A 12,255-nucleotide genomic window follows, 5' to 3' on the forward strand; every position below is an offset into this window, starting at 1 on the left:
AATAAGGTTATCAATGCTGTTAAAATAAAACGGTAATAAGCACTATTTTTAAGAATGAAATTCATCAATTTAAAATTATAGGTGAGTTAATTAATTTATACTTTAACAGAAGTTTTATATATTCGTTATGGTTAAATTAACTTTTAAATTTATAATACCTAATTCTACAAATATACATGTATAAAAAATTTTTATTTTTTTTTGTTGGATATTTTATTTTCATGCTTTTTGGTTATTCTCAAGAAATTAATAATTTCAAATTTATTGATATAAAAGAAGGTATTACAAAACGTGCCGTTTCAGCAATAAAACAAGATTCAGAAGGTTTTATTTGGTTTGGAACAAATGGTGCAGGGTTATACAGGTATGACGGAATTAATTATAAATTATACGAGTACCAATGGGATCAGTTAAATTCTTTAAATAGTAGTTTAATAAATTCAATATTTGAAGATAGTACAGGGAAATTATGGATATGTACAGATGAAGGCTTGAATTTGTATAACAAAGAGTTTGATAATTTTGTACGAATAAATTTAAATAGTAGTTTACCTGCAGCAGAGAATTATACAATTCAGATTAAAACAGTTGAAGAGTTAAATGAAGATGAACTTATAGTTGGCACCTATGGTTATGGCTCTTTATTTAAAGTAAATAAATCTACTTTTAGATCAGAGATTATTCCTTTTAATGAAGAATTATCCGATAGTTTTTTGATCAATTCAATATTAAAAGTTTCCAAAAATAAATTTTACATAGGATCATCAAACGGATTGTATCTTTTTGATTTTGAAAACAAGGAAAAAATTATTCACAACAAAATTATTTCAGAGGTTTCAATTGAGACACTTTTTAAAGATTCAACAAATAATTTATGGATTGGAACAAGAAATGAAGGTCTATACAAAATATCGTTAAGTTCATCAAAAAAGGAAGTTTTCAATTATAAATTTACAAACAAAAGAATATTATCGATTATAGAGTATGATAACCATATAATTTGTGGAATAGAAAATGAAGGACTTGTTATTGTAAATAAGCAAGGAGAAGTTATTTATCAATACTTGCATAATAATATGGATAAGAATAGTTTAAAATCAAATTCAGTATGGTCTTTATTAGTTGATAATGAGCAGAGGATTTGGATTGGTTTTTATAATAGAGGTGTTGCTGTTGTTGATAATTTATATAATAAGTTTAATTCAATTCAAAATATAACAAACGATCCAAACTCATTACAAGGAATTTCAGTTACAGGAATTCAAGAAGATAAAAAAAATAGACTTTGGATAGCAACAGATGGAGGAGGGGTTGATATATATGACAAAGAAAGAAATACGTTTTTTCATATAAATAGCAAAGAGAATTCTGGATTTGGGAAAATTTTGAGTAATGATGTAACAGCAATTTATATAGATAAAAAAGAACGAATTTGGTTAGGGAGTTGGACTAGTGGATTAACCAAATTTAATTTTAAAACCAAAGAGTTTTCAAATTTTTCTGTTAAAAATAGTAACATAAAATCGAATAGGGTTTTAAGTATAGATGAAGATTCTAAAGGGGTTATATGGATTGGTACATTTTTAAAAGGGCTTCATTTTCTTAAAGTAAAAAATAATGAAATTATTCATTGTAATACAAAAGAATTTTTAAAATATGATATTAACAATGCAGATATAAGAAAAGTATTTGTAGACAACGAGGACATTGTTTGGTTAGGAACAACAAATGGATTATTTCAAGTAAAACAAGTTAACAACAATAAACTAAAAGTTATTTCATTTAGAGATAAAATGTCTGTTAAATTAAGAAACCATTCAAGTACACACAGAATACTCTCAATAACGCAATCTAAAGATGGGTTAATTTGGATAGGAACTGATGGAGGAGGATTGTTTAGTTATAATAAAGATTCTAAAGAATTTATTTGGTATAATGAAATTGAGGGTTTTAAGGAAATGTACGTAAGCTCTATTGTTGAAAGTAATAATGGTATTATTTGGGTTGCAGGAACAGGAGGAATTACAAAATTAGATAGAGCAAACAATACAGCATTTAATTATACCAAAGATGATGGGTTGTTGGTAAATGATTTTAATTACAATGCTGTTTTAAAAAGTAGAACTGGCGAATTATTTTTTGGAGGTTATTTAGGCGTAAATTATTTTCATCCTGATAAAATGAAAAAGAATAAGATAGAACCAAAATTGTTTTTTACGGATTTCAAATTGTTTAACAAATCTGTTAGTCCTTCTAAAAAAGGTTCGTTACTTTCAAAATCAATTTCTAGCACAAAAAATATCACATTAAAATATAGTCAGTCAGTTTTTACTATTGATTATATAGGTTTGAATTATACAAGACCAGAAAAGCACCAATACGCCTATTTTATGGAGGGTGTTGATCCAGAATGGAATTATGTTGGAAACAATAAAAGTGCAACATATACTAATTTATCAGCAGGAGAGTATGTGTTTAATGTAAAGGCAAGAAATAATGATGGAGTTTGGACAAAAAAACCATTAAAACTAAATATTAAAGTGTTGCCACCTTGGTATTTAACTAATTGGGCGTATGTTGTATATTTAGTATTATTTGTTGGGTTAATTTTTGCCATAAATTGGATTTTACAACAAAGATTTAAAGAGAAACAAGCCGTAAAATTTGAACGAGATAAACGTATTCAAGAAGAAAAACTAAACAATAAAAAGTTACAATTTTTTACTAATATTTCACATGAATTTAGAACACCATTAACGTTAATATTAAATCCATTACAGGATTTGTTAAAAGATAAAAAAATAGAATTTTCAGAGGAAGCAAATGAAAAGTTAAACATCATTCAGAAAAATGCAGAAAGATTAAACAGATTAATTAATGAGTTAATGGATTTTAGAAAATTAAAATCGAATAAAATTCAGTTAAAACCCGAAAAAGTAAATATTATTTCTTTTGTAAATGAAGTAGTTAGTTGCTTTAAAGAAGAGGCAGCTCATAGAAAAATTGAGTTGGTTTTTGAATCTAAAAGTGAAAACTTTCAATCATATATAGATAAACAAATGATTGAAAAAGTATTATTCAATATTATATCAAATGCTTTTAAAGTAACACCTGATAAAGGTAAAATTATAGTTTTAACCAAAAAAATAGAAAAACCTAAGTATTTAGAATTAGTGAATCCTAATAAAAATGTAGAAGCATTTGAAATTATTGTTAAAGACACAGGAAAGGGACTTTCAAAAAAAGAGTTAACAAAAATTTTCGAGCGTTTTTATCAAGTAAATAAATTAAATAAAGGCTATTATGGGAGCACAGGAATAGGGTTAGAAGTTGTAAAAGATTTTATAGAATTACACAAAGGTGAAATTGAAGTAAATAGTAAGGTAAATAAAGGCACACAGTTTAGAGTAATACTTCCAATAATTAATAAAAATCCAAAATTTATAGATGAAGAAGCAGAAATTGACGAAAAACTATCAGATGTTATTCTAAACTTTGACACCACTTTACACCCTGAAATTCAGCAGCCAGAGAGTATTGATAAAAAAACATACACTTTATTAATTATAGAAGACAATACCGAATTAAGAAATTATTTAAGGTCTGTATTAGAAAAATCATACAAAGTTGTTACTGCATCAAATGGAAAAATAGGGTTGGAAAAAGCTTTAAAAAAATTACCAGATGTTATTTTAACAGATGTAGTAATGCCAGAAATGGATGGTGTTGAGTTATGTAAAGCCATAAAAACCAATTTAAAAACAAGCCATATTCCATTATTAATGTTGTCGGCAAAATCTATGGTTGAAGATAAGGTAAAAGGATTAGATTCTGGTGCCGATGCATATATCAGCAAGCCTTTTAGTATGGAGATTCTAAAATCTACTTTATCACAATTAATATCTAGTAGACAAATTATTTTTAATAAGTTTTATACGGGAGTTTCAAACAAAACAAAAGAAAACACTACAACTTTAGATAATCAATTTATACAAAAAGCATTAAAGTATATAGAATTACATTTAGCAGACCCTAATTTAACAGCAGAATCATTAGCCGAAGAAATGTTCTTAAGTAGAAGTCAATTATATAGAAAACTAAAAACATTAACAGGTACATCAGTAAATGAATTTATTAGAAATGTTAGATTAGAAAAAGCAAAACAATTAATACAAAGCAAACAATTTACAGTTAGTGATATTGTATATAAAGTTGGTTTTGCTTCACCATCATACTTCACTAAATGTTTTAAAAAACGTTTTGGAAAATTACCTACAGAAGTTAAATAAAATATTATTGAATAATATAAATTTATTTAACGTATCTAAAGTTCTTAAAATTATTTAGTTATATTGTTCTGAGACAATAATACAATTGAATGCAACAAATATGTTATTACTTAATTAAAGTTAAATGTAATTTTAATTAGAATTTTTTGAAAACGTTTTAGTAATGCTAGATAAAAATTCAAAACACAAATTTATTTAACCAAATAGTAAAATTAATTATGAACAACAAATTTGTAAAAAAGTTATTTTTTCTGTTGATATTATTATCCGGAAGCGTAATTTTTAGTCAAACTGTTACAGGAACAGTCTCCAGTGGAGACGTACCATTACCTGGAGCAAGTATTTTAGTTAAAGGTACCGACAATGGTACTATATCTGATTTTGATGGGAATTTTATTTTAGAACAAGTTCCATTAAATGCCACATTAATTGTTAGTTATGTTGGGTTTCAAACTCAAAATGTAGCACTTAATGGTAAAACAACCATCAATATTACTTTGAACGAAGATGCTCAATCTTTAGATGAAGTTGTAATTATTGGATATGGAGCTGTTAAAAAAAGTGATTTAACAGGAGCTATTGCAACAGTAAAAGCTGATGCTTTAGAAGATCAACCATTTACAGGAGTTGATCAAGCCTTACAAGGTAAAGTTTCAGGAGTAACTGTAATGCAAAATTCTGGAGCACCAGGAGGAGGCGTTTCTGTTAGAGTACGAGGAATAACTTCATTAACGGGTAATAATGAACCATTGTATGTAATAGATGGAGTTCCAGTTGAAGCAGATTCTAATAATGATTCGTTTTCTTTTTCATCATTAGGAGGTGGAAATGGGCAAACAAAAGTTAGTGCACTATCTAGCATAAACCCTTCAGATATAGAATCTATGCAGGTATTAAAAGATGCATCAGCAACGGCTATTTATGGTTCAAGAGCATCTAATGGGGTAGTTTTAATAACAACTAAAAAGGGAAAGAATGGTAAATCAACTATTTCCTATGAATCTTATTTAGGTTATCAAAGCACACCAACATATATAGATTTAATGAATCTACAAGAATATGCAGAATTCTATAAAGAAATAGCAGCAGTTAGAGGGCAATCAGTTCCCTTAGAGTTACAAAATACAGCTTTATTAGGAAGTGGAACTAATTGGCAAAAAGAAATATTTCAAGTGGCTCCAATTATGAATCATCAAGTTTCTGTAAAAGGAGGAACAGAAAAAACAAAATTTTATACATCAATAAACTATTTTGATCAAGAAGGTATAGTTATTAATTCAGATTTTAACAGAGTCGCTATCCGATTAAATTTAGACCACAAAGTAAATGATTGGTTCAAAGTTGGAAATAATATTACTGTAAGTAAATCACGCGAACATATAACTTTTAATGATGATGAAAGTGGTGTAATTAGTAGTGCTGTTAGACAGTCGCCTGGTGTTCCAGTAAAATATTCAGATGGAAGTTGGGGAGGACCAACAGATAACACAGGAGTTAGTAATGGTAGAAACCCAGTTGCTTGGGCAGAAATTAGAAATAACCAATTAGATCGTTTTAAAATAAACGGAAACTTTTTTGGAGAATTTTCAATTTTAAAAGATTTTACATTTAGAACTGAATTAGGTTATGATTATAATACCACTAAAGTAGCAGTATTTAATCCAACTTATGAAATGGGAATAGAGTCCAATAGTGTTGCAACTTCAGCTAAACAAAATACAGATAGCTTTTACTGGATTTATAAAAACTATTTAAACTACAACAAAACAATAGGCAAACATTCTATTAACGCAATGGTCGGTCAGGAATCTCAAGAATCTAAATGGGAAGGAGTTAGTTTAAGCAGAAGAGATTTCTTAACCAATGATATTAGCACAATTAATTTAGGAGATGAAGATACGGCTAGAAATAATAACTGGAAAGGTACTTGGAGTTTAATGTCATACTTTGGGCGAGTAAATTATTCATTTGATAGTAAGTATTTGTTAACAGCAACTATGCGTGCCGATGCTTCGTCAAACTTTGGAGACAATAACAAATGGGGATATTTTCCATCATTTTCTGCTGCTTGGGTATTAAGTAATGAAAACTTTATGGAAAGTACTGAAGATATCATCAGTTTAGCAAAGGTAAGAATTGGATATGGTGAAGTAGGAAATCAAAACATTGGTGGTTATAAATATGGAGCAGCGTTAAGAAATGTTGCAACTGCATACGGTACGGGGTTTACACAGCAAAACATTGCAAATCCAGATGTTAAATGGGAATCTACCAAGTCTACAAACTTAGGTATAGAGTTAGGTTTTATTGATAATAAAATAAAGTTAGATTTAGATTTGTATAAGAAAACTTCAGCAGATTTCTTATTTCAAGAGCCATTGCCAAGTTATTTAGGAGCTTATAATGTAGCCTCTTATTTAGGGTTACAACCTCCATTTGTAAATTTAGGTGAAATGGAAAATAAGGGTATTGATGTAATGTTAACAACACGTAACATTTCAAACGATAATTTTAATTGGACAAGTTCTTTTGTTTTTTCAAAATACAAGAATAAGTTAGTCTCTTTAGCTGATGATAATTCTGCTATATTCCAAACAATTGAATTTAATAACACCATTACCAAAACGGCTGTTGGACAACCAGTAGGGTTGTATTATGGTCTTATTTCTGATGGTTTATTTTCAAGCGAAGAAGAATTGTACAATAGTCCATCTCAAGGCGATATTAATGAAGATACAGGTATTTGGATAGGAGATATTAAATGGAAAGATATAAATGGAGATAATGTAATTGACGATAAAGATAAAACGTATATAGGTAATCCACATCCAGATTTTACATTTAGCATTTCAAATAACTTAAACTATAAAAACTGGGATTTAGCATTAGCAATGAATGGTTCTTATGGGAATGACGTTTATAATTGGACACGTAAGTTAACAGAAGGTATGTTAGAGTTAAACGGTAACCAATCTGTAGTTATAAATAACAGATTTATTAAAGGTGTAAATGAAAATACAGGTATACCTAGATTTGTTTTTGGTGATCCAAATGGAAATGCAGGTGTATCAGATAGATTTGTTGAAGATGGTTCTTATTTAAGAATTCAAAATATAACACTAGGTTATACATTACCATCAGCTATTCTAGATAAACAAAGTTTAATAAGTAAAGTTAGATTTTACACTACTATCCAAAACTTGTACACATTTACTAATTATTCTGGTTACGACCCTGAAATAGGAGCATTTAACCAAAATTCAATGATGATGGGTATTGATAACGGTAGGTATCCTGTGCCGAGAACGTATATGGTAGGAGTAAATGTAGAATTTTAATTGACTAAAACATTTTATTATGAAAATATATAAATTATTAATAGTATTTGTGTTGATATTTGCAGCATCTTGTTCAGAAGATTTTGTAAATAATCCACCGGAAGATGCTTTAACCGTTGATAATTTCTTCAACACAGATCAACAGGTATTAAGTTCGGGAAGCCCAATGTATGGTTACCCTTGGTTTTATTTTAATGAAAAATTTCTAATTAGTATTGGAGATTTATACAGTGGAAATGCAATTGGAAGTTATTCAGACCTTGCGCAATTTGAGAATTTTTCTGTAAACGGAGCAAATCAATTTGCTAATGAAGGATGGGATTCTTTATATAACGTTGTTGCAAATGCAAACGTTCTAATGCATAATTTAGAAACAAAAGTAGGTGCAGACGTTTCAAAAGAGGTTATAGACCAAGTAATGGGAGAAGCTTATTTTATGAGAGCTTCTGCATATTTTTATTTGGTTAGAATATGGGGTGCAATACCTATTATACATTCTGTAGATCAAATAAATTCAAAAGAGCCAGTTTATAGAAATAGAGTTGAAGATATTTATGCCTTTATCATAAAAGATTATGAAAAAGCATACAGTTTACTTCCTTCTCAATGGGATGCTAACAATCAAGGTCGAGCTACAAAATCAGCTTGTGATGGTATGTTAGCAAAAGTATATTTAGCTCAAGGTGATTATACAAACACTAATATTTATACTACTAAAGTAATTAATAGTGGACTATATAGTTTAATGACTAATTACCAAGATTTATTTAATCCAGTTTACAATAATAACATTGAATCTATTTTTGCTTTACAATGGGTTGCCTGTGGAGATTGGGGATTTCAAAACGTTAATCAAGCATATTTAGCTGCTTCACCAAAATTAACGCAAGTAGGTGATGGTTGGGGAACATTTCAACCAAGTATAGATTTAATGAATGCTTATGAAGATGGAGATTTAAGACGTTATAGAACTATTATGGAACCTGGAAGTTTTTATCCAGAATTAGTAACAGCAGAAGGAGGTTATACAGTACCAGAAGATGGTTTAACAAGTACTATTGCAGGGTTTAGAAAATATATTGTTGGCTCTCCAGATGAAGGTAACGTGTGTTTTATGTCAACTGATGTAAACACAAATATATTACGTTATGCAGATATTTTATTAATGCACGCTGAAAGTATTTTAGCTAATAATACATCTACTACAGATCAAAATGCACTTGACGCATATAACGCAGTTAGAACTAGAGCAGGATTAGATGCAAAAGATGAAATTACAGCTGAAGATATTTTTAATGAACGAAGAATTGAATTTGTTGTCGAAGGTGATTATTGGTTCGATTTAGTTCGTAGAGATAGAGTTGAAGCTTTAGAAATTATAGCAAATCAAGAAAGAGGTGTTTATCAAGATAGAGATATAAATATTATTGCATCTAAAAAGGTTACACCTTCAGAAAGTGATTTTTTATTACCAATTCCAAGTGCTGAAACGGCAAAGAATCCTTTGTTATTAGAAGAACCTGTAGCATTTGAATTTTAAAAACTTATAAAATTATGAATACAAATAAAATAAAATATATAAAGTATTTATTCATTTTTCTTGCAAGTACATTTGTATTTACTGCTTGTGATGATAATGATGATATGCTAGAACCTGTAATTTCGGGAATATATTCATCGGATACAGGTTTGGGTGTAAATAAAGCATATCCAGGAGACGTTGTAATGGCGGAAGGCGAAGACCTTCAAAATGTAAAAACTATATTTTTTGATGATAAGGTTGAAGTTTTATTCAATCCAGTATTTAATTCAAATTTAGCAATATCATTTACAGTACCTTTTGATGAAGCAAAAGGAAGTAGGTTTGGAAATCAGACAATTACATTTACAAAAGAAGATGGAACGTTATTTCAATCAAATTTTAAAATTTTACAACCAACACCTTTTATAGCAAATTTTAACCCAGAAAGACCAACTGTTGGAAATCAAGTAGAAGTGAATGGAGAGTGGTTTTACAATGTGTTGGATGTTATTTATCAAGGAGAATCAATGGAATTTAATGTAGTTTCTTCAGAACAAATTACGTTTACAATTCCTGCAGATTTAACTCAAGGAGGTGAATTAGAAATTATAACCGAAGGTGGCTCTATAACAAAAGAATTAGATATTTATTTAGGGTTTGAAGAGTTGTTAGTCACTGATTTTGATGGTGGAGGTTTACGACCAAATAATAACTGGGTTACTTATGGAGATTTTAATACGTTTGAATATAAAAACGCAGGTGGAATTTCAGGAAATTATGCTGAACTTACTTGGGCAGGTGCAACAGCAAATGGTTACAATGGTTGTCAGTCAGATGCAGGAGCATTAATGATGGAAGAATCAAATCCAGAAAAAGTTGTGTTTTTAATGGATGTAAATGCAAATGGAGCTATTGGAACAAGTGTAGATGTTTTTATTGTTGATACTGATGGTGTAAACTGGGCATTTAATTACGTAATATCTTCTGATGGATGGCAAACAATTGAAGGTTTAGTTTCAGATTTTGGTAAAAACTATGATCCTTCTAATCAAAGTAATGGTGATGCAAATCCAGCTGCTTTAAATCAAGTTAAAGTTAGTATTAATCAAAACGCTGCAACACCAAATCCATCTATAGTTCAATTTGATAATATAAGATGGCAAGTATACGAAACAGTTCAACCATCAAAATTACCTCCTACAGGACCACAAAATATTTTGTTAAATAGTGATTTAGAATTAGGCGATGGCGATAATTTTGAAAACTGGGGAATGTGGAATGGAGCAGATAGAATGTTTGCTGAAACTACAGAAATATACAGTGGAGCAAGAGCATTAAAAGTTGTAAATCCTGCAGCAGGAAATTCTTGGGATGCACAATTTGTAAGTGACCCAGTAGAGATTGAGGTTGATAAAGAGTACACTGCTTCAATGTGGATTAAAGGTGAAGCTGTAACTGTTCGTTTTTCAACAAATGCTGCAACAGGAGCTTTATACGGTCCCGATTTTACAGTAACATCAGATTGGCAACAAGTTACTTGGGATTTTGTAGCAAATGATGCTTCAACAAGGTTAGTATTAGATATGGGAGTTTCTCAAGGTACATTTTATGTAGATGGTATTGAACTTAAAGAAAAAATATAATTCAGTAATAAAATAATTGAGTTAAACTAGGGTTGCTTATTCCATTAGAGCAACCCTTAAAATAGAAAATAATGAAAATAAAATTTATACATACATTCTATATTTTTATCATTGGAAGCTTGTTTACACTTATTAATTGTGCAAATGCAGGAGATGATAGCGATATTGCAAAGACTACAGAATTAGGTAGTCCAATAATTAATTCAGCAACTAATGTAACCTCAAATGGATTTACTGTAAGTTGGACACGAGTTTATAATGCAGATGGTTACGAATTGGATATTTCAACAAATGAAAAATTTGAATCTTTTGTAGTCGGCTATGAAGCAAAACCAACAACTATGTTTAGTGAAGATGTTTATGGTTTAGATGAAGGAACTAATTATTTTTATAGAGTAAGAGCTGTATCTAGTTCTGAAAAATCGAAAAATTCAGGAATATTACAAGTAACAACTTTAGAAGCAAATGGACCAGAACTTACAACTTATTTAAAAGATGCTGCAACCACCTTTTATGTTGGAATGGCTGTAAAAGCTGATCAACTTACAGATGGATCTATATATGATGAAATTTTAAAAAATGAATTTTCAAGTATCTCGGGAGAATATGAAATGAAAATGAATATAATTCAACCAACAAAAGGTAATTATGATTGGTCAAAATCAGATGCCCTAGTTGATTATGCAACAGCAAATGGAATTAATGTTCACGGTCACGCACTAGTTTGGCACGAATCAACTCCAGATTGGTTAGAAAATTATACAGGAACAGATGCAGAGTTTGAAAAAGAAGTTAAAGATTATATAACAGCTGTATTAACAAGATATAAAGGTAAAGTAACTTCTTGGGATGTAGTAAACGAAGCCATTAATAATACGGATGGATCTTTAAGAAGCACTGTGTTTAGCCAAAAAATGGGAAATGATTATATAGCAAAATGTTTTCAATTTGCACGTGATGCAGATCCAGATGTATTGTTATTTTATAACGATTATTCTGTAACTACAGATGTTGCAAAACAAATTGCAATATTTAATTTAATTGATGATATGAAAGCTAACAATGTGCCAATTGATGGTGTTGGGTTTCAAATGCATATTCAATACAATAGTCCATCGGTAGCTCAAATGCAAACAGCTGTTGATAAAGCTGTAGCTAAAGGATTAAAACTTCATTTTTCTGAATTAGATGTACGCGTAAATCCTGATAAGGATATTACATCATTTACTCCAGAAAGACAAGTTGCACAAAAAAATAAAATAAGAGAAGTAGTAGAAATTTACAATGCAATACCGGCAGAAAATAAATACGCAATTACTATTTGGGGAATGAAAGATGATGAATCGTGGCTATTATCATTTCATAATAATTACAATGAATGGCCTTTGTTGTTTGATGCTAATTTTGAAATTAAAAAAGCACATACAGGATTTTTAGAAGGGTTAAAATAGTCTATTAAAATA

The 12,255-nt window shown here is 29.4% G+C and carries 5 protein-coding genes; all 5 read left to right on the plus strand.

Annotation, left to right across the window (positions count from 1 at the left end):
- Positions 1-221: 221 nt before the first annotated feature.
- Entirely contained in the window at positions 222-4,289 is a 4,068-nt protein-coding gene (locus tag MKD41_RS01420; protein ID WP_240243668.1) for a hybrid sensor histidine kinase/response regulator transcription factor, read from the plus strand.
- Between the two features lie 254 nt (positions 4,290-4,543).
- Complete coding sequence (locus MKD41_RS01425; RefSeq protein ID WP_240243669.1) at positions 4,544-7,627, plus strand: SusC/RagA family TonB-linked outer membrane protein; 3,084 nt, start codon at positions 4,544-4,546, stop codon at positions 7,625-7,627.
- Between the two features lie 19 nt (positions 7,628-7,646).
- Entirely contained in the window at positions 7,647-9,167 is a 1,521-nt protein-coding gene (locus tag MKD41_RS01430) for a RagB/SusD family nutrient uptake outer membrane protein (protein ID WP_240243670.1), read from the plus strand.
- Between the two features lie 14 nt (positions 9,168-9,181).
- Positions 9,182-10,792 (plus strand): carbohydrate binding domain-containing protein, encoded by a 1,611-nt coding sequence (locus MKD41_RS01435; RefSeq protein WP_240243671.1) that lies wholly within the window; start codon positions 9,182-9,184, stop codon positions 10,790-10,792.
- A 71-nt stretch (positions 10,793-10,863) separates the two neighbouring features.
- A complete protein-coding gene (locus MKD41_RS01440; protein WP_240243672.1) occupies positions 10,864-12,243 on the plus strand; it encodes an endo-1,4-beta-xylanase in 1,380 nt (459 codons plus the stop codon).
- Positions 12,244-12,255: the final 12 nt, after the last annotated feature.

The sequence above is a fragment of the Lutibacter sp. A64 genome (genome assembly GCF_022429565.1).
Taxonomy (GTDB): domain Bacteria; phylum Bacteroidota; class Bacteroidia; order Flavobacteriales; family Flavobacteriaceae; genus Lutibacter.

Excerpts from the sequence above, each read along its gene's own strand:
- MKD41_RS01420 (WP_240243668.1), top strand. The coding sequence starts at position 222 with ATGCTTTTTGGTTATTCTCAAGAAATTAATAATTTCAAATTTATTGAT.
- MKD41_RS01430 (WP_240243670.1), top strand. The coding sequence starts at position 7,647 with ATGAAAATATATAAATTATTAATAGTATTTGTGTTGATATTTGCAGCA.
- MKD41_RS01435 (WP_240243671.1), top strand. The coding sequence starts at position 9,182 with ATGAATACAAATAAAATAAAATATATAAAGTATTTATTCATTTTTCTT.
- MKD41_RS01440 (WP_240243672.1), top strand. The coding sequence starts at position 10,864 with ATGAAAATAAAATTTATACATACATTCTATATTTTTATCATTGGAAGC.